Origin of the sequence: uncultured Alteromonas sp. (assembly GCF_963976965.1) — a bacterium.
In the GTDB taxonomy this organism is placed as follows: Bacteria; Pseudomonadota; Gammaproteobacteria; order Enterobacterales; family Alteromonadaceae; genus Alteromonas; species Alteromonas naphthalenivorans.
In genome coordinates this window covers 182869-206455 of the sequence record NZ_CAXBMP010000005.1, presented here as the reverse complement: position 1 = coordinate 206455, position 23587 = coordinate 182869, and the positions used below count along the sequence as shown (strand labels likewise).

At 44.1% G+C, this 23587-nt stretch carries 20 protein-coding genes; 13 read left to right on the top strand and 7 right to left on the bottom strand.

Translation table 11 applies throughout. The annotated features are described in order from the left end of the window. Positions 1-226: 226 nt before the first annotated feature. From AAC006_RS06380 to treF, 3 genes are all read left to right on the top strand, one after another. Entirely contained in the window at positions 227-1249 is a 1023-nt protein-coding gene (locus AAC006_RS06380; protein WP_013785764.1) for a LacI family DNA-binding transcriptional regulator, read from the top strand. Positions 1250-1360: 111 nt separating this feature from the next. Continuing rightward, positions 1361-2599 carry an MFS transporter gene (locus tag AAC006_RS06375; RefSeq protein ID WP_339348776.1) on the top strand — a complete coding sequence of 413 codons (1239 nt, stop codon included), beginning with the start codon at positions 1361-1363 and terminating at the stop codon, positions 2597-2599. 1 nt (position 2600) lies between these two features. Next, positions 2601-4100: an alpha,alpha-trehalase TreF gene (treF, locus tag AAC006_RS06370; protein ID WP_339348775.1), complete on the top strand. Its 1500-nt coding sequence runs from the start codon at positions 2601-2603 to the stop codon at positions 4098-4100. Positions 4101-4261: 161 nt separating this feature from the next. Here treF and AAC006_RS06365 read toward each other — a convergent pair whose 3' ends face one another. Next, positions 4262-5140, bottom strand: a complete 879-nt coding sequence (locus AAC006_RS06365; protein WP_339348774.1) for a DMT family transporter — start codon at positions 5138-5140, stop codon at positions 4262-4264. A gap of 209 nt (positions 5141-5349) precedes the next feature. Here AAC006_RS06365 and AAC006_RS06360 point away from each other — a divergent pair, with 209 nt between their 5' ends. After that, a complete protein-coding gene (locus tag AAC006_RS06360; protein WP_288389499.1) occupies positions 5350-5853 on the top strand; it encodes an HAD-IA family hydrolase in 504 nt (167 codons plus the stop codon). Here the strand turns inward: AAC006_RS06360 and AAC006_RS06355 are convergent. Further along, positions 5812-6006, bottom strand: a complete 195-nt coding sequence (locus AAC006_RS06355; RefSeq protein ID WP_013785759.1) for a hypothetical protein — start codon at positions 6004-6006, stop codon at positions 5812-5814. The two genes, AAC006_RS06360 and AAC006_RS06355, sit on opposite strands and share 42 nt — an antisense overlap. 104 nt (positions 6007-6110) lie before the next feature. On the opposite strand from AAC006_RS06355, the gene AAC006_RS06350 reads away from it, so the two are divergent. Next, positions 6111-9983 (top strand): ATP-binding protein, encoded by a 3873-nt coding sequence (locus AAC006_RS06350; RefSeq protein WP_339348773.1) that lies wholly within the window; start codon positions 6111-6113, stop codon positions 9981-9983. 19 nt (positions 9984-10002) lie between these two features. On the opposite strand, the gene AAC006_RS06345 is transcribed toward AAC006_RS06350, so the two are convergent. The 3 genes from AAC006_RS06345 to AAC006_RS06335 all read right to left on the bottom strand — a co-directional run bounded on the left by AAC006_RS06345 (position 10003) and on the right by AAC006_RS06335 (position 12383). Further along, positions 10003-10326 carry a DUF3392 family protein gene (locus AAC006_RS06345; RefSeq protein WP_126872998.1) on the bottom strand — a complete coding sequence of 108 codons (324 nt, stop codon included), beginning with the start codon at positions 10324-10326 and terminating at the stop codon, positions 10003-10005. Positions 10327-10468: 142 nt separating this feature from the next. After that, positions 10469-11344 carry a sugar phosphate isomerase/epimerase gene (locus AAC006_RS06340; protein ID WP_339348772.1) on the bottom strand — a complete coding sequence of 292 codons (876 nt, stop codon included), beginning with the start codon at positions 11342-11344 and terminating at the stop codon, positions 10469-10471. 31 nt (positions 11345-11375) lie between these two features. After that, entirely contained in the window at positions 11376-12383 is a 1008-nt protein-coding gene (locus tag AAC006_RS06335; protein ID WP_129735917.1) for a LacI family DNA-binding transcriptional regulator, read from the bottom strand. A 378-nt stretch (positions 12384-12761) separates the two neighbouring features. On the opposite strand from AAC006_RS06335, the gene AAC006_RS06330 reads away from it, so the two are divergent. The 7 genes from AAC006_RS06330 (at position 12762) to AAC006_RS06300 (ending at position 20461) form a co-directional block, all read left to right on the top strand. Then, a complete protein-coding gene (locus AAC006_RS06330; RefSeq protein ID WP_338456257.1) occupies positions 12762-13925 on the top strand; it encodes a Gfo/Idh/MocA family oxidoreductase in 1164 nt (387 codons plus the stop codon). A gap of 15 nt (positions 13926-13940) precedes the next feature. Next, positions 13941-15017, top strand: a complete 1077-nt coding sequence (locus AAC006_RS06325) for a sugar phosphate isomerase/epimerase (RefSeq protein ID WP_208806151.1) — start codon at positions 13941-13943, stop codon at positions 15015-15017. Between the two features lie 32 nt (positions 15018-15049). Further along, positions 15050-16264 (top strand): nucleoside permease, encoded by a 1215-nt coding sequence (locus tag AAC006_RS06320; protein WP_305414571.1) that lies wholly within the window; start codon positions 15050-15052, stop codon positions 16262-16264. Further along, positions 16257-17195: a TIM barrel protein gene (locus tag AAC006_RS06315; protein WP_338456245.1), complete on the top strand. Its 939-nt coding sequence runs from the start codon at positions 16257-16259 to the stop codon at positions 17193-17195. The genes AAC006_RS06320 and AAC006_RS06315 overlap by 8 nt, the downstream gene beginning before the upstream one ends. Positions 17196-17244: 49 nt before the next feature. After that, a complete protein-coding gene (locus tag AAC006_RS06310; RefSeq protein ID WP_339890929.1) occupies positions 17245-18930 on the top strand; it encodes a GMC family oxidoreductase in 1686 nt (561 codons plus the stop codon). Further along, a complete protein-coding gene (locus tag AAC006_RS06305) occupies positions 18930-19547 on the top strand; it encodes a gluconate 2-dehydrogenase subunit 3 family protein (protein ID WP_288389505.1) in 618 nt (205 codons plus the stop codon). Before AAC006_RS06310 ends, AAC006_RS06305 begins: the two co-directional genes overlap by 1 nt. Before the next feature lie 95 nt (positions 19548-19642). Next, positions 19643-20461, top strand: a complete 819-nt coding sequence (locus tag AAC006_RS06300; RefSeq protein WP_339348771.1) for a DUF1080 domain-containing protein — start codon at positions 19643-19645, stop codon at positions 20459-20461. Positions 20462-20582: 121 nt separating this feature from the next. Here AAC006_RS06300 and AAC006_RS06295 read toward each other — a convergent pair whose 3' ends face one another. Continuing rightward, positions 20583-21473, bottom strand: a complete 891-nt coding sequence (locus AAC006_RS06295; RefSeq protein ID WP_339890928.1) for a LysR family transcriptional regulator — start codon at positions 21471-21473, stop codon at positions 20583-20585. Positions 21474-21658: 185 nt separating this feature from the next. Between AAC006_RS06295 and AAC006_RS06290 the strand changes: the two genes are divergently transcribed. Further along, the gene (locus tag AAC006_RS06290) at positions 21659-22333 is read left to right on the top strand and encodes a type 1 glutamine amidotransferase domain-containing protein (protein WP_339890927.1); all 675 of its coding nucleotides are present in this window, start codon (positions 21659-21661) and stop codon (positions 22331-22333) included. Between the two features lie 38 nt (positions 22334-22371). Here AAC006_RS06290 and AAC006_RS06285 read toward each other — a convergent pair whose 3' ends face one another. After that, positions 22372-23520: an iron-containing alcohol dehydrogenase gene (locus tag AAC006_RS06285; protein ID WP_339890926.1), complete on the bottom strand. Its 1149-nt coding sequence runs from the start codon at positions 23518-23520 to the stop codon at positions 22372-22374. Positions 23521-23587 lie beyond the last annotated feature (67 nt).

The window sequence follows — 23587 nt, the reverse complement described above, 5'->3', positions numbered from 1 at the left end:
GAGCAACAAAATAGATCCGTTTGCAAACGATTGCAACAGTAAAATACAATCGATTGCAAAATAATTGTATAAGCATGTTAACATTTGTTTGCAAAGTGGTTTGGTGCTGAGTTGGGATGAGTAGAAGTAAATAACCTGAGATTCAGAGACTTATACCATCGCACGCAGAGCATAGGCTTTTTGTGTATTTCTAGGTATAGTTTGAAAAAAGAGAGAGCTAAATAACTTGAGTTCAGAAACAAAATTAACATTGGCAAAGCTGGCAAAGCTTGCAGGGGTTTCAACCTCTACAGCATCTAGAGCGCTTAAAGATAACCCGCTGATAAAGCAGGAAACGCGAAACAAAGTGCAGGCATTGGCAAAAGAATACAATTACAGTGTAAATGCCGCTGCAAGTAGGCTACGTACGCAGAAAACTCATGTTATTGCGGTAATTCTCAACCTTATCGATCATACCGAGCAAAGCACCACAGACCCCTTTTTACTGAAACTGGTTGGTGAACTGAACCAAGCGTTGAATGCCAAGGGCTACGAGTTATTGCTATCAAATTCCTTTATGGCGTCTGACGACTGGGCCAACTACTTCATTCATAGTCAGCGCGCTGATGGAATGATTGTAATCGGGCAAGGGAAGTCGACTAAGAAAATTGACCGCGCCGCTGAAGCTGGTGTACCCCTTGTGGTGTGGGGCGATCCAAAAAGCGAGGCTCGCTATCCCATAGTCGGTGGTGATAATTATCAAGGTGGTTTTGAAGCCGCCACCCACTTGCTGCAAAAAGGCGCTAAACGCGTGTTGTTTTTAGGTGATGCAGAGCATGCCGAGATGCAAGAGCGTTATAGAGGCTACTTGCAAGCGCATCAAGACGCTAATATTCCAGTGAGTGAAGACTGCACTTGCACTATCGATATAACCTCAAAAGCGGCGTACGAGTATATAAATCAAAGAGTAAAAGCGAACGGCTTAGATTTCGACGGTATCGTGTGTTCAAGCGACATGGTAGCGCTTGGTGCACTTAAAGCGTTGAAAGAGCGCTACGTGGGTATTCCTAGCGATGTAGGCATTGTGGGCTACGATGATATTTCGCTAGCTGAACTTATGCATCCGGCGTTAACAACCGTGCGTCAAAACACCCAACAAGCCGCGTCGGCCATGGTAGAGCAACTACTTCTCCAATTTGAAGGCAAAGAAACCGCTAGTTATGTGGTAGATACCCAATTGGTGGTTCGTCGTTCAAGTAAACACGATTAACGCGGTCATAAATAAGCACCACTTAACAAATAACAAGTCAATGCAAACGTTTGCATTTTTGTTTTTATCCGTCTACACTCCGGCTTAATTTAGTTAACAGAGTGTTTACACATGTCCAGATTGTTGATTATCGCTGCGATAGCCGTAAGCTATTATGTGTTTGCCATACTGCTAAACAGTGTGGGCACCGTTATTTTGCAATCGATAAACAGTTTCGATGTGTCGAAACCAGAAGCCAGCACCCTAGAAGGGTTTAAAGACTTATCCATTGCGCTGGTATCCTTTCTTGTGGCTAGCTTTATTCCTCGTATTGGCTACAAGGTTTCAATGCTATTCGGCCTTATTCTGGTGGCTACGCTTTGCGCTATTACGCCTAGTATTGGCAACTTTTGGGTTATAAAACTCTTGTTCGCAGGCATAGGCACAGCCTTTGCGTTAGTAAAAGTGTCGGTGTACGCCATTATTGGCCAACTCTCTTCCAACACCAAAACGCATAGCTCTCTAATGAATACCATTGAAGGTATTTTTATGTTGGGTGTGCTTTCAGGATATTGGGTATTTGCAGCCTTCATCGACCCGACTAATGAAGCGTCTCTTTCATGGCTGAACGTGTATTACCTTATTGCCGCTCTAGTTGCCGTAACGATTTTATTGGTGCTAGCCGCGCCGATTCAAAAACCAGAGGTGAACAAAGAAGTTGGGGTAGGTACGGCGTTTATCGATATGCTTAAACTTGCCTATAAACCCTTAGTGCTCATCTTTATTATTTCCGTGTTTCTGTATGTATTGATTGAACAGGGCATAGGCTCTTGGTTACCTACATTTAACCGAGAAGTGTTAGGTTTGCCTACCCAAGTGAGTATTCAAATTACCAGTATTTTCGCCGTAGCGCTTGCCCTTGGCCGTTTATTGGCTGGTGTAGTGCTAGCAAGAGTAAGTTGGTATCCCTTCATGAACGCCTGTTTAGTAGGCATGGCTGCGGTGATGCTATTGAGCTTACCTTTAGCTGAAAAGGTAGACGAGAACCTTATTGCTAGCTGGGTAGATGCACCAATAGCGGCGTACCTTATTCCGCTCATTGGGTTAATGATGGCGCCTATTTACCCTGTTATTAATTCTGTAATGTTAAGTGCATTGCCCAAAGTGCAACACGCCCCTATGACAGGCCTGATCGTGGTGTTCTCTGCCCTTGGCGGTACCACTGGCTCTATTATTACCGGATATGTATTTGAAGCAATGGGCGGGCAACAAGCCTTTTACTTATCGCTTATTCCCATAGGTGCACTGCTTGTCACTCTGTTCTTTTTTAAACGAGCAACCTCTTCAATAGTGTTAAAGGATACCGCGTAACATGGCATTAACTACGAGTGGTTGGCGTGAGTGCCTGCCATTTTTTGAAAGCAATTTGTTTAAAGATGTGCAAAACGCGGCGTTGTTTGAAGACAGCAAGACCTTTGCCGATGCCATTGTATTAAGCGATTGGCAGACCGTAATAAATGAATACGAGCTGCAAAAATGTAACGAAGACTTTAGTTTATCCTCTTTCGTTGGCACTCATTTCCAAATGCCAGACATGGTGGCAAGCAGTACAAATTTTACATTCAGTGCTGTACCAGACTATGTGCAACATATGTGGGATGTACTGACCCGTACACCAGATGCAGAAAATATAGATAGCCTAATTAGCCTATCGCGCCCATACATAGTACCTGGCGGCAGATTTCGAGAAATTTATTACTGGGATAGTTATTTTACCGCATTAGGGTTAATTGATTCTGGAAAAGCTGACATGGTAATTAACATGTTGGAAAATTTCTTAGACATATTAGATGAAGTGGGCTGTATTCCAAATGGAAATCGAGCCTACTATTACACCCGAAGCCAGCCACCCGTGCTGGCGCTAATGTTCTCGTTAGTAGAGGAAAAGTTAAGTGAAACACAGCGTCAAAGGGCTATAGCAGGCATCGAAAAAGAATATGCTTTTTGGATGAATGGTGCGCAAAGCATAAGCGACACGCAAGACGCTAAGCAAGCAAGTGAACATCTAGTACGCATGCCTAGTGGTGCTTTACTTAATCGGTACTACGATAGCGACGCCTCGCCTCGACCAGAGTCGTACAGAGAAGACATTGAAACGGCCGAGCTGGTAGGCGCAAAATCAGTAGAGTTTTACCGCCATATAAGAGCCGCATGTGAATCAGGTTGGGATTTCAGTTCCCGTTGGCTTGCCGATGAAAACGCCCTGTCTAGTATTCGTACTACTGAAATAGTACCTGTTGACTTGAACGCACTGCTGTATTTTGTTGAAAGTACATTGGCGCGGGTTGGCACCGAAGCCAGCAAATACCGTGAGGCCGCTGTTAACCGAAAACAGGCAATAAACACCTATTTGTGGAATGAAGATAAAGCCTGTTTTTACGATTACCATTACCCCAGTAATACGCAAACTACCGTGCTTTCAGCGGCGGCAACCGTTCCTTTATTTGTAGAGCTTGCCACCAATGCGCAGGCCGAAGGGGTTAATATTGCCCTTAAAGCTCACTTGTTAGCCCGCGGCGGAATAGTGACCACAGCAAATACCACTACTCAACAATGGGATTCACCCAATGGGTGGGCACCTCTGCAATGGTTTGCGGTGAAAGGGTTGTTAAATTATGGTTTTAGTGATGAAGCTAGCGACATTATTAATCGCTTTACGCAAACCATTGAAGATCATTTTGCGCGAACCGGCGTAATGCTAGAAAAGTATAACGTGTGCGAGCCTGACAAAACGGCAAGTGGCGGGGAGTACGAAGTTCAGCTAGGGTTTGGTTGGACTAACGGTGTTTATACTCGCTTTAAAACGATGTAAGGCTAAACGAAAAGCCGCTAGTTCCGTTATCCTTGATTTGTAAATTTAAGATATAAAACAGGGTTAGCGGCACTAGTCGCAGTTTACATCTAGCGCTGACTGTAAAGGCGCTGGCTCCAAAAAGCATTAGCTATACACTGAATGCGAAACGCCTTCTTGTACTACAAGGGCGTACCGAAGCTTACCAAAATACCCACACCCACCAACGCAATTACCGACCATATCAGCGTGGCCTTCGTGGCTTTTTCGCCCATAACCCAAGCAACGCCTAGCGACATTAACGCGCTGGTGGCGATTAAGGTTTGCACCACGGCAGCTTTCGCATAGGCAAAAGCAAACATTTGAAGGTAAATAGCGGCGGTAGTGCCTAATAAGGTGGCAAGCACAAACGCAGGCCAAACCCGTTGATTGGTTGCTAATACCGGCAACCATTTACTGCGAGTAATCACAATTAAGGGCACGACAAAAATCATACCGCCAACTAAGCGCAAGAAGGCTGCACTGGCGGCATCTATATCACCACTGCCTAGAATGTCGCGGCTAACCACAGCGCCCACGGCCTGGCATAATGCCGCCCCCACGCCATACATATAGCCAGAGGTAGCAAATACATGAGTAGTATTTCGCTTACGGGCTTTTATTACCATATCGACCGACAATAACACTACCGCAATACCTACCCATTGTTGCCAGGTTATCCATTCGCCAATAAAGGCCATAGCAAAAAGGGCAGTAAATAAAGGCGCTAAGGTTTCGGCCACTAATACCGCTTGGCTATCACCAATCGATTTTAAGGCTTTAAAAAAGCAGGTGTCGCCAATACCAATGCCAATAAAGCCGCTTAATAACAGCCAAAGTACAGCGTTGGTTTCATAAGCATTTGGCTGCACTACCGCAATAACGACTGCCAAAATAGCAATAGAGATAAGGCCCTTCCAAAAATTCATGGTAAGAGGAGAAAACGCGTTGCCTGTGCCCCTAAACAAACGGGCGGCAATTGCCCAACAAAGTGCCGTTCCTAGTGCTGCGAATACACCCATTAGTAACCTATAAAATATGAAGCTTAGAAAAAAGAGCCGCTATGCTAAATGAAAGTGAATGCGTATGTTAGTAGATATTAAAGATTCCGAGTTCAGAAAATAAGTTAACTAACTAAAAGTTAACGGAAACACAGCCAAGCTTGTGGCAATGTTATAGCACAAGGGCAAATAGCCTTGCCTACCTTAAACGTAATTAAAGAGTATGAAGAATGGATTTGAGCGGTATTAAAGGTGTTATTTTTGATTTAGATGGCACCTTGGTTGAGTCTAGCCTTAACTTTTCGCAAATGAGAGAAGATATAGGCTGCCCGCAAGATGAAGACATTCTTACGTTTATAGACAATATGGTGTGTGAACAAGAAAAAGCGAAAGCCAACCACGCCATATTGCAACACGAACTAACCGACGCACAAAACGCGAAATGGCTACCCCTTGGTAAGCAAATGGTAGATAAGGTTTTAGAGAATAACTTGCCCATAGCTATTGTTACACGCAACTGCCGAGAAGCCAGTGCCATTAAAATAGCCAACAACCGCATACCCATTGAGTTTGTGCTTACCCGAGAAGATGCACCCGCCAAGCCCGACCCCACAGCATTATTACACATAGCCCAACACTGGCAGCTACAACCCGAAGACTGCCTGTATGTGGGTGACTTTATTTACGATCAATTAGCCGCCGAAAATGCCGGTATGCAGTGGTTGTTGGTGTAGTGAGTCTAGACCTATGCCTGGTGGGGTTGGATTTTCTGGTTCAATTTTATAACCCAACTCTGGAAAAGCCGCAAAAGAACTAATTCCACCATAGACATTAGTATAATCTTTCTCATTCAACTCTTGAATGTTTGTTTTTTGTTCGATATTCATAGTGTTTTACTCTTATAGTATTAATTTTTATCGGTATTGCTAGTTCAGCAATTACAGAATAATAAATAACTATGAGCATTGAATATGAATATAGGGACATATAAATGAAATGGGTCAATCGCTCGTTTTTTGGCTCAATTGTTATTGTTTTGTTACTGGATTTCGATGTTTTTGCATCAGTCGGAAGTGAAAGCTTCCACGGGCGTAGCGTATTTGCGGGGACTCCCGCAGGGGTAATATGGGATATAGAGGTTGTTGATGAAGCTATATACCTTGCCGCAGAAAATGGCGTTTTTCAGATTGTTGGACAAGAGACCCAAAAAGTAAATTATAACCAGTCTAATTTAGAAACAGGCATAATTTCAGATGTGGCTTATGAGCAAGGCTATCTTTGGGTTAGTGAGTTCGGCGTTGGTGTTTTTAAATACAATCTAAAGACAGGAGTATCAGAACAGTTTATTTCTGATTCCTCAGACTTAAAGAGTGTTTGGAATTTAGTTGTAACGCCTGACTATTTAGTAATCTCATTAATTAACGGTATATACGTTGTTAATAGAACAACGAGAGAAATACAACATTGGGCAGATGAAATTTCATCTAGATCTTTGGCTGGAGCCTATTCATTAGTGTCTGCAAATCAAACTAGAGTACACGCGATTTCAGAAAGGTACCATATAGAGATAGATCTGACTGGTCAGAGTGTGAAGCTCAACCCTTTGACACAAGATTATCCCAAATTATCAAAGTTGACTGCTATTTCCTATTTTGGTTTCAAGCAATATGTAGGCGGACCTGAAGGTATCTACATAATAGATGAGCAAAAAAATACGAAAAGTTTCTATTCTTTTGATACAGCTTTAACAATAAGAAAGCCATTGAGCAAAATATTTATCGCTGACGAGGAAAATATCTGGATTGCTGCGGGCGGGCTATACAAAGTTATTGGGGATACTATTACAGCGATTGATTGGATGAATCCAATTATCACATCAGATGCGATACACTCGATAGTAGCAATTAATAAGTTAAGAAACGGAGGGTTGATTCTCGCATCAACACAGTTGGGATTGATTGCGTTGTCAGATTCTCAAAAGGCAGTTAACTATCTGAGTTTAAATGAAGTCCTCTACCAAAAAAATATTAGATCAGCAGGTACAACAAGGGAGGGAGTTGGATTTATAAAAGATGCTAGTAATAGCTATTTGTTGCAAACTAAAAATGGCTCGTTAACTCCTCACACTTTCAAAGCCACGAAATGCCTAGATAGTTACGAGATTAAATTTGAAGAAATTTATTTAAAAGAGAGAGGGGAAATAAATTTCTGCTCAAACCCCTACAATCACATTATCAAGTTAAGTGATAATAAATACTATGCATATGCCCACACGGAAGATGGATGGAAATATTATCTAGCTGATGTAGCTTCAATTTTAGATGAATTTGATGCGCCCCCATTTCTCAAAAACTCCATTGTCTTGTCTTCTGGCGAGCTAATGGGATACGACGTGAACAGTTCCATACATATTCAGTTGTCTAAGTTTAATTGGAAGGTGTTGCCTCCCTCAGAGACAGGTTGGAGCAGAATCACTTGTATCATAGAATTCAACGATACTTATTTGGTGTGCTCCTCTGGCAGTGGACTCAGTGAAATAGATAGCACTACTGGTGACATTTCAAAAAGTAAATTACTAGATAATCCCGATATTAGATTTGTTCGAGCGGGGCTTTTAAGTAGCAATGGAAATTTCTGGTTTACTACAAATATTGGACTCTTTCTTTATGATACAAGTGACGACAACTTGTATCAACTAGATAGCGAGAATGGTATTTGGGATGTCGACTTTGATTTCGGAGGAATTCACGAACTAAATGATACTATCGTTATCGAAGGAGATAGATTTGCTTATAGCATCAATGAGAAAGTAATAATCAAAAGTTTGAGTGAGGCAAACGTTGCACCAAAAATTTCTTTCCTCAAAGCCGAATGGCTCAATGAGAAGGGTGAGCTAGACTCCTCATACCCTATTTTTTCTAACTCTGCGTTTACTATCGGTAGCGGCTATCAGACACTTAATTTCAGCGTTGCATCCAATAGCTACGTTGAAAGCTACAAACATAAACTAGAGTTTAGAATACTCGGGTATATTGAAGATTGGCAAACTCACAACGCATCAAGTATGAATTTGGCTATTTCTGATATTGGCTATGGCAATTTTGAATTGCAAGCTCGGGTACAGTCACCCCATAGTAATGTTGAATACCCTATTAATTCTCTGCAATTCAAAATAAATCCACCGTTCTACTTAAGTCACTACGCCTACTTTCTATATGCCACCCTTATGATTATGTGTGTTTATTTATATCGAAAAGGCTATCTAAAATTATTGGCTTTAGCGGTTATAAATACCTCGCTAGTACAGAAGGTATTAGGTAGGTACGGTGCTGAGCATAAGAATAAAATAGAAGCATTAGCACAAAACAAAATTCGGCTTTTCAGTAATGTCTCGCACGAGCTTCGCACGCCACTGCAACTCATTATGAGCGAGTTAGGTAATTCGAAGAAAAGTGATTCAGAGGAAGAAAAGCTCAATATCACCGCGTTAGTCCACAATGTTCAAAGAATGGAAAACTTATTAGATCAAGTGAACACGGTAGACAAACTGGGTACTTCAACGCTTGAAAACTTTAGGTTGTACTCTGTAGATGATATTAAAATTATAGCTTCAAGTTTAGACTCATTAGTGAAAACAAAGCGCCAAGTACTCGATGTAAGTACACGAGGCACAGGCACTATTTCACTTTTAAAAGGTAGCTTAGAGTCGATTATTGGGAACCTCATTACTAATGCGGTTAAATTTACCGAAAACAATGGAGTAATTAAATTCTCGGCCGTTTTTGATGACGATAATCTAACATTGAGCGTTAAAGATAATGGGAAAGGTATTGACGAATCTAACCATCAAGAAATTTTCAAGCGTTACAAAAGAATAGATCCATCTCCCGAAGCAGCAGGCGAGGGAATTGGTTTGTCTTTAGTTAAAGAGTTGGTGGCTATGAATCAGGGCGAAATATCTGTCGACAGTTCGCTGGGCAAAGGTACCAAGTTTATTGTGACTTTCCCCATAGATGATATACAGCTTTTAAATAGTCAAAACGTAGATGAAAGTATTGATAGTAACTGGGAAGACAAGCCAGCTATCTTGTTAGTGGATGATAGCCGCCAACTTCGTAATCATCTTTTTAAATTATTCTCTTCAACCTATAAATGCCTTGTGGCTAGAGACGGCAAGCAGGCTCTAGATATTTTACAGATTCACCAAGTTAACCTAGTTATAACCGACCTTATGATGCCGGTTATGGGTGGGCTGAACTTTGTGGAAAAATTGCGTGATACCGATGCTTTACGATATTTACCTATTATCGTTTTAACGGCAAAAGTAGATGATGAATCGAAAGAAAGGGCATTGCAGGCGAATGTCGACTGTTTGCTTACTAAGCCTATCGCAGATGAAGAATTAATACTAAGAGTCAGGCATCTTGTAGCATTGAAGCGTACTCCATCAAACAATCTTTCGTCGTCAGACATGAATAAAAGCGAAGACAGCTGTATTTTATTGCCAGAACTTTCGTCAGAAAAAGATATGGCTTTTTACCTTAACTTTATCTCTGTTTTAGAAAAAAATTATAAAGATGAATATTTCACTAGAGATAAAGCTGCTGATTTATTACTAATGAGCCCCAGAAGTTTAAACCGAAAACTTTCAGAGCTATTCGACTACAACTTCAGCGAGTTTCTCTCGCGATTCAGAATCGACAAATCCAAAGCACTACTAGCAGGCGGTGACTCAGTTATTTCGGCCGCTATAAGCGTAGGCTTTGCTGGGCCATCCTATTTCTCGACCACATTCAAACGGATTATGGGTATTCCGCCGAAACAATATTCCGAAACCTTACAGATTAGTGCTGAACAGGAATAACAAAAAATTAATTCAATACTTATATGTATCTTCTACGCTCGGCCAGAAACCCAATAAACATGAATGCAAATACAAAACCTGCACCTTGGTACTGCCAAGGCAGGTAGGCAATAATGTGGTGCAGAAAAGGGGCACCATAAAGGGTTAATGCGCCATAACCAAAAGCACATAGCACTACAAAAAGGCTAACCCGAAGTATGAAATGATAGGGAGCTAAAATACGCTTTATATGGCTATTAATAATATCGCCGTAAACCACTAAAATAGTGGCCATAAGCATGATGCTCATTTCAGCGTAATAAGGGCTTAACGTGCGGGATAAGGCACTGAACAGTTCGTTCATACTGCTTTACTCATGATAACGACACCTACAACATAAAGGTGGCGTTATCATAACGATATATACGGTTTTGCTAAAGCGCTTTACTATAAAATACTTTGTTACACAGCCCTTTGATATACAGCGCTTTGTTAAACGTACTTTGCTACAAAGTGCTGTTTAGCATACTTACCGCTTTGTAGCCTTGTTCGATGGTGGCAATGCGATCGCCGGTTTGATCCCGCTCCACAAATTTATGCTCAATTCCAGCCAGCTTTCCATTCGCAAAAATCGTTTCAAAGTCGATAACGCCGGTGCCCACATCGGCAAAACTACCGTCTGTCGCCATGTCTTTTACATGCCACAATTTAAAACGACCAGGGTATTGCTTAAAGTAATCTACGGGGTCTTTACCGGCTTTAACTGCCCAGTATAAATCTAGCTCCATAGACACTAAATTCGGGTCAGTTTCAGTAATCAGTACATCCAGTGGAATTTCATCATCACGCACTTCAAATTCGAAGTCATGATTGTGGTACGCAAGGGTAATATCGGCTTTACTACACGCTTCGCCAATGGTGTTAAGTTTCTCAGCAAGCGCTTTGTAGGGCGCAATACCTTCGCCGCGCTGCGCTTCGCTAAGCCAAGGTACCACTAGGTATTTATGACCTACGGTTTGAGCATCTTCTAGCACTTGCTCTAAGTTATTATCGAAGTCATCTAGCTGAATGTGAGCAGACGGCGCCGTTAATCCTTCGCCTTTTAAAATAGTACTAATTTCTTTTGCGCTATGACCAAAGTAACCGGCGAATTCCAGTTCGTTGTAGCCCACCGCGCCCACTAACTTCAATGTAGCAGGTACGCTAACTTTCATGATGTCGCGAAGGGTATAAAGCTGCAGTCCAATACTGCTGCTGGCCATACCATTTAAAGACTTAGCCGTGTGTGAATGTGCAAGTACGCTGGGTATGGCGGCGCAACCTGCACCTATTGCCGCGGCTTGAATAAACTGCCTGCGGGTGAAGGTGGAAGTGGTAATCATAGCATTCTCCTTAACGCGCCATTATGCGCTGTTACACAATTCGGGCTGGGCCAGTACTGCCCCTAGCAATGAGTTCAAACGGCATAATAACTTTTGGTGCTTTACGAATTTTGCCGTTAATTACATCTATCAATAAGCTAACTGCCGTTCGGCCGAACTCTTCGGCTGGCTGGGCAATTGTGGTTAATGGTGGGTCGCAAAATGCCGAAAAGGCAATGTCATCAAATCCCGCGACTGAAATATCTTCAGGTATACGCAGGCCAGCTTGTTTTAATGCTTGCATAGCACCTATTGCGGTTTCATCGTTTTCACAAAATACCGCAGTGGGCTTGTCTGCTTGCTGTGCAATGGTTACGCCGGCGTTATAGCCTGCTTGAAGCGTGAAGTCGCCGGGAAATAAGAGATTTTCATCGAAGGCAATATTGGCGTCGTTTAAAGCATCTTTATAGCCCGATAGTCTGTCTTGCGTAAGCGGGCTGGAGTGAGGGCCTTTTATCATGGCAATACGAGTATGGCCCAAGCCTAACAGGTGTTCGGTCATGGCTTTCGCTGCGGCACGGTTATCAAGCGACACAGTAGGGTAATTACCCTCATCAATTACTTCACAGGCATTTACCATGGGTAACAGGCCATTGTCGTTAATCATGCTGTTGTCGAATGGGTTTAACGCGCGTAATTGAATAAGTCCATCGGCCTGAGAGGTGCTAACCATTTTTGCGTAATGGCTTTCAATGTCAGGGTTACCTAATGTATTTGCTAGTAAAATGGAGTAGCCCAATTCGGCCGCCGTTTCTTGCATGCCGCTAATTACCCGCGCAAAAAATACATTCGCGACAGTAGGAACCAACACAACCAAGTTGTGGGTTTTTCCCGAACGAAACTTTACCGCCATTAAGTTGGGCTTGTAGCCCACAAGGTCTACTGCCGTCATTACTTTGGTACGGGTTTTCGGAGAAACGCGTTCGGGTTGTTGAAGTGCCCGAGAAACTGTTGCTACCGAAACGCCAGCGCTATCAGCAACATCTCTAATATTTGCCATTTACTCGTGTCTTGTCTTTATTCACTTGTTTGCTAACCAATTGCATTAATGTAACCGATATCATTTGAGATTTAGAATACGGATCTTTCTTAAAAAATCCAGTACTAAGTGTATATTTTTTGTAAATGGTTTAGAGGTCTCAATTCATTTATTCACTATTTTAAGACAAAAAACGCTTGTTTAAGGGCTGTTTAAGTTATTTTCTTAAACTTAAGTTTAACAAAAAGCGCTCAAATACATTGACAGATAAAAATGTAATCCGTTACATTTTAAATATAGTTACAATAATGCAACAAGTTTGCAGTGAGCAAGCTTGATACTAGTAGCGTTTACTGGTTAAGCACTGCACCACAACAGGAGCTACGCAGCATGGCGAAAATGCAAAAAATAAGATTAGGAATGATTGGTGGTGGTGAAGGCGCATTTATTGGTGCGGTTCATCGCAACGCATTCGGGTTAGATGGCCAGTACGATTTGGTATGTGGAGCCTTTAGTCGCGACCCCAGCAATAATGAAAGTACGGCAGATAGTGTAGGCGTTGAACATAGCCGTACCTATGCCTCGTGGGAAGACATGCTAGAAAAAGAGGCTGCGCTTCCAGAGCAGCAACGCATGCAAGTGGTGTCTATTGTTACGCCGAACCATTTACACGTACCTATTTCAGTGGCCGCGATAAAAGCGGGTTTTCACGTGTTCTGCGAAAAGCCCGCTGGTGTTGGCTTAGGCGAAGTAAAAGATTTACAAGACTTACTCCATAGTACCGACAGATTATACGGTTTAGCGCACACCTACTTAGGTTATCCCATGGTGTGGCAAGCGCGCCACATGGTTCAAAGCGGCATGCTAGGTAACATTCGTAAAGTGTTTGTTGAGTACCCACAAGGGTGGCTGTCGGCAAATGAAGAAACCCACAACAAACAGGCCAAATGGCGTACCGACCCAAGTTTAGCCGGCGGCAGCGGCTGTATGGGCGATATTGGTACACACGGTTTTGGGCTTGCTGAGTTTGTTTTAGATGATGCTATAACGGCCTTGTGTGGTCAGCTATACACGCACATCGAAGACAGGCAGTTAGATGACGATGGCGCAGCGCTGATTAAAACCAAGAAGGGTGCTACTGGTGTATTGATTGCCAGCCAAGTGTGCGCAGGTGAAGAAAACGCCTTAAAGATAAAAGTATATGGCGATAAAGGCGGATTAGAGTGGCATCAAATGGAACCAAACTCTGTGGTATATCGCCCCATTGGCCAGCCATATCAAGTTTTCCGTGCAGGACTAGGACAACCCGGTTTGTGCGACGAAGCTGTTAATCGTTGCCGCATTCCAGGTGGGCACCCCGAAGGTTACCTAGAAGCCATGGCGAATTTATATAACGACTTTGCCACAGCTGTTCGTAGCGAATCAGACCAAACAAGCAGCAAAGCAAGTGGTGTACCTGGCATTAATTCCGGTCTTCGAGGAATGGCGTTTATAGATGCCATGTTGGCCAGTAGTGAAAGTGAGACTAAGTGGGAAACCGTCAGCCCAGTTGGAACAGAATAAGTGGAGCATGTGGCAATGGAACAACAAGCAAACGAAGCAAAACCAATTAAAGGCCCTGCCGTCTTTTTAGCCCAATTTATGGGGAAAGAAGCCCCCTTCGATACACTTGAAAACATGGCCAAGTGGGCCGCCTCATTGGGGTATAAAGGCATTCAAGTGCCTACCGATCCGGCACTATTCGATTTAGAAAAAGCAGCAGAAAGCCAAGAATACTGTGACGAAGTTGCCGCTACCTGTAGGGCAGCGGGCGTTGAAATTACCGAGTTATCAACGCACTTGCAGGGGCAGTTGGTAGCGGTACACCCTGCGTACGATGAGCTATTTGATAACTTTGCGCCAGCACATTTACACGGCAACCCAAAAGCACGTACTGAATGGGCAGTGAACCAGCTTAAGTGCGCAGCTATTGCCAGCAAACGCTTAGGACTAAACGCCCACGCTACCTTCTCGGGTGCCTTGATGTGGCATTTGGTGTACCCATGGCCGCAGCGTCCTGCTGGGTTAGTTGAGCAAGGGTTTGCCGAGCTAGCCAAGCGTTGGTTACCTATTCTAGATGCCTTCGATGAGGCTGGGGTAGATGTATGTTATGAAATTCACCCCGGTGAAGATTTGCATGATGGCGCTACCTTCGAGATGTTTTTGGCCGCAGTAGATAACCATCCTCGTGCCAATATTTTGTTCGACCCCAGTCACTTTGTGCTACAGCAGCTTGATTATCTCGACTTTATCGACAGATACCACAGCCGTATAAAAATGTTTCATGTGAAAGATGCCGAGTTCAACCCAAATGGCAGAAGTGGTGTTTACGGTGGTTACCAAGATTGGAAAGACCGCCCAGGGCGTTTTCGTTCTCTTGGCGATGGACAAGTCGATTTCAAAGGCATTTTCAGCAAACTGACTCAATACGGATTTAGCGGATGGGCTGTGCTCGAATGGGAATGCTGTTTAAAAGATTCAGCGCAAGGTGCCGCTGAAGGTGCGCCTTTTATTGCTGAGCATATTATTCAGCCAACCCGCTACGCGTTCGATGATTTCGCCGGTGGCGAGGTAAGTGAAACGAAAAACAACCGCATTTTGGGCATAAGCGAATAACGCTGCCCCGCTGACACAGGATAATAAGAATCATGATAACCCTACGTCTTAGCACCATGATGTTTTTACAGTTCTTTATTTGGGGCGGCTGGTTTGTCACCTTGGGAACGTACTTAGCCAGCACCTTATCGGCCAGTGGTAGCCAAATGGGAATGGCATTCTCTACCCAAAGTTGGGGCGCGATTATTGCGCCTTTTATCGTGGGGCTAATTGCCGACCGCTTCTTTAACGCTGAACGTATTTTGGGTGTGCTGCATTTGTGTGGCGCGGTGCTGATGTACATGATGTATCAGGCGGGTGATTTCACCACCTTTTACCCGTACGTACTAGGCTACATGATTGCGTATATGCCAACCCTTGCATTGGTGAATTCAGTGGCTTTTGGCCAAATGACAAACCCTTCAAAAGAGTTCGGTAAAATTCGTGTGTGGGGCACCGTGGGCTGGATTGTTGCGGGCTTACTTATTAGTTACGTGTTTTCTTGGGATTCCACATCAGCAATTGCTGATGGCATGCTTAGAAACACCTTTATGTTATGTGCAATAGCGTCGTTAGCATTAGGTATATTCAGCTTTACCTTACCCGCAACACCGCCAAAAGCGGCAGGCCAAAAGACTGGCTTGCGCGATGTGTTGGGGTTAGATGCGCTAGCGTTACTTAAAGATAAGAACTTCTTTATCTTCTTTTTATCCTCTGTACTTATTTGTATTCCTCTTGCGTTTTACTACCAAAATGCCAATCCGTTCTTAACGGAAATTGGTGTTGAAAATGCCACAGGAAAAATGACGCTAGGTCAGGTTTCTGAAGTGTTATTCATGCTGGCTCTACCTGTTTTTCTTAACAAGTTTGGCATTAAAGCTACCTTACTAATTGGCATGGCGGCATGGGTAATACGGTATGCCTTATTCGCCTTTGGTAATGCAGACGAAGGGCTGTTTATGCTGATAGTGGGTATCGCCTTACACGGTATTTGCTACGACTTTTTCTTTGTGTCAGGGCAAATTTATACCGATGCCAAAGCGGGTGACCGCATCAAAAGTGCAGCTCAAGGATTAATCACCCTCGCAACGTATGGAATAGGTATGCTGATTGGTTTTGCAGTAGCCGGAAAAATAACAGACGAGTACACCACGGCAACATCTCACAGTTGGCAAGATATTTGGTTGTTCCCTGCAGGCTTTGCGGCGGTTGTTTTGGTTATTTTCTTAGTGCTGTTTAAATCTGAAAAGGTGAGTACTGATGCATAACGAACGCAGGCGCAGCTTAATGAAGGCAATGGCGCTAACGGGCGCTGGTGTATTGGCACCTGCTGCGTTTAACAGCGCTCATGCAGCCAATACAGCAGGGAATACAGCAACCAATGCTACAGCCAATCCATCAGAGCACGGCATGAAACAATCATCGCTAAAAGGCAATATTAATCATTCTGTTAGTCGCTGGACTTACGGCGACCTTTCCATAGAAGCGTTATGTAAAACCGTAAAGCAACTTAACTTTGCGGCTATTGATTTGGTGGGGCCGGAAGATTGGCCTGTACTGAAACAGTACGGTATTGATTCTTCTATGTGTAATGGCGCTGAAATTAGCCTTGAAGATGGCTTCATTCACAGTGAACTGCACGACGAATTAGAAGCGCGATACTTAAAGCATATCGACCTAGTGGCAGATGCTGGTTACACCAACCTAATTTGTTTTAGTGGCAATGCACGCGGCATGAGCAAAGAGGAAGGGCTAGATAATGCGGTGGCGGGTTTAAAGCGCATTTTACCTCATGCACAGAAGCGTGGCGTGGTGATCTTTATGGAGCTGTTTAATAGCAAAATAGATCACCCTGATTATATGGCCGATAGTTCAAAATGGGGTGTTCAGCTATGCAAGCGCCTTAATAGTAAGCACTTTTCTTTGCTGTACGACATCTATCATATGCAAATTAACGAAGGCGATATTATTCGCACCATTCGCGATTTTCATCCTTATTTTGGTCACTATCACACCGCCGGTGTGCCAGGACGAAACGAAATTGGTAGTACTCAAGAGCTGTATTATCCAGCCATTGCTAAGGCCATTTTAGAAACAGGTTTCGATGGGTATTTAGCGCAAGAGTTTATTCCAACACCAGATACAAAAGCAGGCAGAATTGAGTCGCTTAAAGAAGCGATCAGTATCTGCGACGTATGACTTTACAAGCAAACACCATACATGAAGTACGTGTTTAAGGGGACATAACATGGCGACGAACGAGTACGACGCAATCGTAGTAGGTTCAGGTATTAGCGGAGGCTGGGCAGCTAAAGAGCTCACCGAGAAAGGCCTAAAAGTGCTCATGCTTGAGCGCGGTAAAAACATCGAGCACATTAAAGACTACAAAAACGCACACAAAGAAGCGTGGGACTACCCACATCGCGACCTGCCTACACAGGCGATGAAAGTAGATTACCCTGTGCTTAAGCGAGATTATCCGCTTAATGAATCTACTAACGGCATGTGGGCGAACGAAGTAGAAAACCCCTACACAGAGGATAAGCGTTTTGACTGGTATCGAGGCTATCACGTAGGTGGACGCTCGCTTACTTGGGGCCGTCAGAGTTACCGATTAAACAAAGCTGACTTTGAAGCGAATGGTAAAGAAGGCGTAGCGGTAGATTGGCCTATTCGTTACGAAGATGTAGCCCCTTGGTATGACTACGTAGAAAAGTTTGCTGGTATTAGCGGAAACCGTGATGGTTTAGACGTATTACCCGATGGCATCTACCAGCCTGCTATGGCGCTAAACTGCGTTGAAAAAGACGTGGCTGCTCGAGTGCAAAAAGCCTATAGCGGTGCTCGCCATATTATTTCCGGTCGCACCTCAAACATGACAGAGCCGAAGCCAGAACACGGACGTGCAAATTGTCAGTACCGTAATAAGTGCTGGTTGGGCTGTCCATTTGGTGGCTATTTCAGTACTCAGTCTTCAACGCTTCCAGCAGCAATGAAAACCGGTAACTTAACGCTTCGTCCTTTCTCTATTGTAAAAGAAATCTTGTTTGATAAAGACAAGAAGCGCGCCACTGGCGTTGAAATTATTGATGCTGAAACCAACGAAACATACGTTTTCAAAAGCAAAATCGTGTTTGTGAATGCCTCTGCATTCAATTCATCGTGGTTGCTTATGAACTCTGCCACCGATGTATGGGATGGCGGTTTAGGTAGCAGCAGCGGTGAATTAGGTCATAACGTGATGGATCACCATTTCCGGGTAGGTGCGTCAGCGCAAGTTGAAGGCTACGACGACAAGTATACATATGGTCGCCGCCCAAGTGGCTTCTATGTTCCGCGCTTTAGAAATTGGGGCGATGACAAACGAGATTACTTGCGTGGGTTTGGTTATCAAGGTGGCGCTAGCCGCTCAGGTTGGCGACAAGATGTGGCCGAGTTAGGCGTTGGTGCAGGCTTAAAAGAGGCTATGTCAGAACCCGGTGGTTGGACAATAGGCATGACTGCCTTTGGTGAAATGTTACCTGACCATTCAAATCGCATTTATCTGAACAAAAAAGTAAAAGACAAGTGGGGTTTGCCCGTACTCGCTATGGATGTTGAGATAAAAGAAAACGAACTGAAAATGCGTAAAGACATGCAGCAAGATGCCATCGATATGTTTGAGGCTGCTGGGCTTAAAAACGTGAATGGCTGGGATGCAGACTACGCACCAGGCATGGGTATACATGAAATGGGTACTGCACGTATGGGCCGAGATGCTAAAACCTCAGTGCTAAACGGTCACAATCAAGTATGGGATGCTCCTAACGTATTTGTTACCGATGGTGCGTGTATGACATCCGCAAGTTGTGTAAACCCATCACTTACCTATATGGCACTTACCGCTCGCGCGGCTAGCTTTGCCGTAGAAGAGTTAAAGCGGAGGAACTTGTAATGGAACGTAGAGACCTATTAAAACTCATTGCTACCGCCACAGGTACTGCCCTTGTGGGTGGTAAAGCACTTGCTTATGACATTGTTGCCCCTGTGCCTTTGTCTGAAACCGGGTTTTCGAAGGAAGATGTGGCTCTCATTAACGAAATGGCGGAAGTTATTATTCCGCAAACCGATACACCAGGAGCAAAAGCCGCCAATGTCGGCTTGGTAATTCCGGTGATTGTTGCCGATTGTTATACCCCGAAGTTACAAAAAGCGTTTAAAGAGGGCATTAAGACAATTAATGTTCGTAGCAATGAAGCATTTAAAAAAGACTTCCTGCTATTAAGTAGTACGCAGCGCGAAACCTTGTTTACAAAGTTAGATACAGAAGCGAAAGCCGCTAATTTGACAGAAGGTATTAGCAACGGTATTCCAACAGCAAAACCGAGCCAATGGGAGCCCGGCAGTGAAGGCCCGATCCCGCACTATTTCACGTTACTAAAACAACTTACTTTGTATACCTTTTTCACTTCGCAGGTAGGCGCCACCAAGGTGCTACGCTATGTGGCCATTCCCGGTTACTACAACGGTGAGCTGCCTTACGAAAAAGGCGACAAGGCGTGGGCGACTTAAGGCTTTCACGAAAAAATAAATTAGCTGCGAAACCAAATACATAGTGCAACGAAAATAAATAGTGCAGCGGAAAATAAATAGTGCAGGGAAAATACATGAAATTACATAAACACGGATTGCCTAAACTGGCGACCAACACAGCCTTTTCTTTAAAAGCGGGCGCTCAAATAGCATTAGCTGCTTTATTAGCAACATCAATAGCACCTTTGGCTTTTGCTGAGAGTGTCGAGCAACTAGAGCGCGCTGAACGCGAAAAACAAGCAGCGAAAACAGAAGTGTGGGAGCCAGTACCTGCAGTGGTAAGTGCTAAAAAGAACGAGCTTCCTTCTGACGCTATCCCTTTATTAACAAGCGATATGTCAGCGTGGGCGTCGGTAAAAGGTGGTGACGCCAAATGGGATTTCGCAAACGGTGAGCTTACGGTAAAGCCGGGCGCAGGCGATATTAAAACCAAACAAGGTTTTTGTGACGTGCAGCTTCACGTAGAGTGGAAAGTACCGCAGCCAGAGCCTGGTATGGAAGGGCAGCAGCGAAATAATAGCGGGATTTTCTTTCAGCAACGCTATGAAGTTCAGGTGCTAGATTCTTACAACAATGCCACTTACCCAAATGGGCAAGCGGGCAGTGTGTATAAGCAGACTATTCCGTTAGTAAACGCTATGCGCGCACCTGGTGAATGGCAAGAATACGATATTATTTTTAAAGCGCCGGTATTCGATGGTGACTTGCTTGAATCACCAGGGTACGTAACCGTTATTCACAACGGCGTGGTGGTGCAAAACCATGTAGAGATTCAGGGCACTACCGAGTGGATAGGTGCACCTAAATATAAAGCCCATGGTTGTGAGCCTATTCAGCTTCAAGATCATGGTAACTTAGTCAGCTTTAGAGACATGTGGGTGCGAGAGCTGTAAGTAATAAGCGCAAGTTTTTTGCTGATAAACAGCGAAGCGCTATATAACAATCAGTACATACTGCCAGCAGGTTTTCATGATAAACCTGCTGGCAGTTTTTTATTAGCATCTTTATAAATTTTTAAAGCGCCTTGTCTTCCCAATCAGTGAAGTATTGCACCAAATAATCAATGGCCATTCGAACCCTAAGCGGCATGAAGCGTTTGTTCTGATATACAATCCAACTGCTTGCCCCGTCGCCCCAGTAAGGCTGCAATATAGGCTGTAGTCTTCCCGCCTCAACCGACGCACTAAACGTGCTTTTAGGCATATAGCCAATACCCAAACCCTGCTCACACGCGGCAAGTACCGCATTTGCGTTATTACTGCGCCAGCGGCCTTTCACCTTTATATTCTCAAGCTTTCCATTTTCTGAAAACTTCCATACATCGTTGTTAGAAATCACGCAGCTATGTTTTTTCAATTCACTGGGGTGGGAGGGTTCGCCACATTGCGCTAAGTAATCCCGGGTGGCAACGGCCATCATGGGTCTTTCAATCAGTTTACGTGCTATTAAACTTGAGTCGGCCAGTTCTCCATAGCGAATAACAAAGTCTACATCGTCTTCCACAAAATTAACCATGCGACTATTAAAGTCCATATCCACAGTAAGCTCTGGATGCGCTAACGCAAACTGCATTAATGCGGGTGCCACGGCGTGCTCGGCAAACCCGCCCGCGGCGCTTACTCGTAGAACGCCATCAAGTGTTACCTGTTGATGGCTCACCTGCTCATTGGCTTGTTGAAGGCCAATAAGCAAGTCTTTAGCGTGCTGGTAATAAAGTGCGCCGTTTTCGGTTAAATTCACTTGGCGGGTAGAGCGAGCCAATAAAACACAGCCAACTCGCTCTTCAAGACGCGCAACTTGCCTGCTGATGTGGCTGGTACTGCAACCTAGTTGCTTGGCCGCAGCTGAAAAGCCTTTGCGCTCGGCTACCGCTACAAATTCTATAATGCCTTCAAAGCTTTCCATCTTAACTTTCCATTTATTCAACTTCGCGGTGTTGTAGATTCATTTTACGTTTTAAAGATTATTGTTGCTATATAGCAATAGTGATTTAACTATTTCGCATATTATCAAGTTATCAGGGATATTCTATAGTATATGCACTTGATTACTACGGCGCAGCTGATGTGCCTTACGCATAGGAAGAACCCATGAAAAAGATACTTATCCCAGTAACAAACCACGCAACACTAGGAACTACTGACCAAGCGAACGGTACTTATTCGCCGGAGATCACCCATGCAATCGATGTTTTTAATAAACACGGCATAGATTACGATATCGCGTCTATCAATGGTGGTGCTATCCCTATTTACGGTACCGATATCGAAGGTGACGATGTTAATGCCGCCGTGTTAAATAACGAAGACTTTAAACAGCGCACCAGCAACAGCGTGAGCGTATCAAACGTGAACATTGATGAATATGATGCGGTGTTCTATCCAGGTGGCTTTGGTTTATTGTCAGACTTAGCAAGCAACGAAGACTTTGCCAAGTTGTCTGCTGCCCATTATGAAAATGGCGGTATTATTGGCGCGGTTTGCCACGGCCCTGCAGCACTGTTACCTATTAAGCTTAGTAATGGCGAAGACTTAATTGCGAGCAAAGCAATTACCGGTTTCACCCGCGAAGAAGAAGTGGATTACGGCACTATTAACGATATTCCGTTTTTACTTGAAGAAGCGCTAGCCCGTAAAGCGGCTAAATTCAGTAAAGTTCAGCCATGGAATGTACATGTGATTGAAGATGAACGCGTTATCACGGGTCAAAATCCAGCAAGTGCTCATGCGGTTGCAGAAGCTATAGTTAGCCATCTAAATAGCTAACTACCTAAATGGGTATTTAAGTAAGATTGATGAGGCGTTTAAAACGCCTCTTTGTATATCTGCGCGATATCTTGTTTGCTTAGTACTCTTGGGTTGTTGCGTAATAACCTAGTCACCTTGCTCGCTTCTTCTGCCAACAGGGGAATGGCATCGTCGCTAATATCAAAATCACGCAGTGTAGCGGGGATCTCTACTTTTCTGCACAGCGCTTCAATGGCATCCACTACCTGATTAGCAATCTCTAACTGACTTTTATTGGCAACGGGTAAATGTAAAAAGCCCGCCACATCAATAAAGCGCTGTTGGCATGCCCCTATATTCCAGCGCATAACATGGGGCAACATAACTGCATTGCTCATACCGTGGGACAAATGAAAGCGACCGCCAAGCGGATAAGCAAGCGCATGCACCGCTCCCACGCCTGCGTTACCAAACGCTAACCCTGCCATTAAACTTCCGGTTGCCATGTCTTCCCGTGCTTTAACATCGTGGCCGTTTGCATAGGCGACAGGAAGTGAATGAAAGATAAGTGTCATCGCCTTGCTGGCCAACGCGTCAGTAATAGGGCTGGCATTAACGGACAAGTAGGCCTCCAGCGCATGCACAAATGCATCTACCCCACTGGCGGCAGTAATGTGTTTGGGGCAGCTTAATGTCATTTCAGGCGTCACAATGGCCACGTCAGGTAATAGGTAGTCACTTACAATGCCTTTTTTAACGTGCGCAATAGGGTCGGCTAGTATGGCAATATTAGTGACTTCTGAACCCGTGCCCGCCGTGGTAGGAATGGCAATAAGGGGTAATGCGCGGCCTGCAACCAAGTTCTCGCCAAACAAGTCTGCAATATTCCCCGTGTAATCAAACGTAGCCGCAAGTACTTTAGCGCTGTCTATCGCGCTCCCACCGCCAACGGCAATAATTCCGTCTACCTTATGTTGTTTTAGTCGAGCAAGCCTTTGTTCAATAATGCTTATTTCAGGTTCAGGAGGAATATCGTCTATCACAATAGGGCATTCGCAATTCAGCTCATTGGTAACATGGCTAAGAGCACCAGATTGGCTTACGCCCTTATCGGTAATAATGGCAGGTGCTTTTATATTTAATCTTGAAAGCTCATGAGCAAGGCTCGCTAACGCCCCTTCACCTGTAATGAGTTTATTGGCTGATTTGAAGACCGACACCTGCATAGTACACCTGCTGAAAAAACTGAGCCTGATGACAATGTAATGGGAATAGCATGTGTTTACAAATTAG

Coding starts and splice junctions, on each gene's coding strand:
- AAC006_RS06365 (WP_339348774.1), bottom strand. CDS start 5,140: ATGGGTGTATTCGCAGCACTAGGAACGGCACTTTGTTGGGCAATTGCC.
- AAC006_RS06295 (WP_339890928.1), bottom strand. CDS start 21,473: ATGGAAAGCTTTGAAGGCATTATAGAATTTGTAGCGGTAGCCGAGCGC.
- AAC006_RS06375 (WP_339348776.1), top strand. CDS start 1,361: ATGTCCAGATTGTTGATTATCGCTGCGATAGCCGTAAGCTATTATGTG.
- AAC006_RS06345 (WP_126872998.1), bottom strand. CDS start 10,326: ATGAACGAACTGTTCAGTGCCTTATCCCGCACGTTAAGCCCTTATTAC.
- AAC006_RS06330 (WP_338456257.1), top strand. CDS start 12,762: ATGCAAAAAATAAGATTAGGAATGATTGGTGGTGGTGAAGGCGCATTT.
- AAC006_RS06315 (WP_338456245.1), top strand. CDS start 16,257: ATGCATAACGAACGCAGGCGCAGCTTAATGAAGGCAATGGCGCTAACG.
- AAC006_RS06310 (WP_339890929.1), top strand. CDS start 17,245: ATGGCGACGAACGAGTACGACGCAATCGTAGTAGGTTCAGGTATTAGC.
- AAC006_RS06335 (WP_129735917.1), bottom strand. CDS start 12,383: ATGGCAAATATTAGAGATGTTGCTGATAGCGCTGGCGTTTCGGTAGCA.
- AAC006_RS06285 (WP_339890926.1), bottom strand. CDS start 23,520: ATGCAGGTGTCGGTCTTCAAATCAGCCAATAAACTCATTACAGGTGAA.
- AAC006_RS06290 (WP_339890927.1), top strand. CDS start 21,659: ATGAAAAAGATACTTATCCCAGTAACAAACCACGCAACACTAGGAACT.
- AAC006_RS06355 (WP_013785759.1), bottom strand. CDS start 6,006: ATGAATATCGAACAAAAAACAAACATTCAAGAGTTGAATGAGAAAGAT.
- AAC006_RS06305 (WP_288389505.1), top strand. CDS start 18,930: ATGGAACGTAGAGACCTATTAAAACTCATTGCTACCGCCACAGGTACT.
- AAC006_RS06340 (WP_339348772.1), bottom strand. CDS start 11,344: ATGATTACCACTTCCACCTTCACCCGCAGGCAGTTTATTCAAGCCGCG.
- AAC006_RS06360 (WP_288389499.1), top strand. CDS start 5,350: ATGGATTTGAGCGGTATTAAAGGTGTTATTTTTGATTTAGATGGCACC.
- AAC006_RS06350 (WP_339348773.1), top strand. CDS start 6,111: ATGAAATGGGTCAATCGCTCGTTTTTTGGCTCAATTGTTATTGTTTTG.
- AAC006_RS06320 (WP_305414571.1), top strand. CDS start 15,050: ATGATAACCCTACGTCTTAGCACCATGATGTTTTTACAGTTCTTTATT.
- treF (WP_339348775.1), top strand. CDS start 2,601: ATGGCATTAACTACGAGTGGTTGGCGTGAGTGCCTGCCATTTTTTGAA.
- AAC006_RS06325 (WP_208806151.1), top strand. CDS start 13,941: ATGGAACAACAAGCAAACGAAGCAAAACCAATTAAAGGCCCTGCCGTC.
- AAC006_RS06300 (WP_339348771.1), top strand. CDS start 19,643: ATGAAATTACATAAACACGGATTGCCTAAACTGGCGACCAACACAGCC.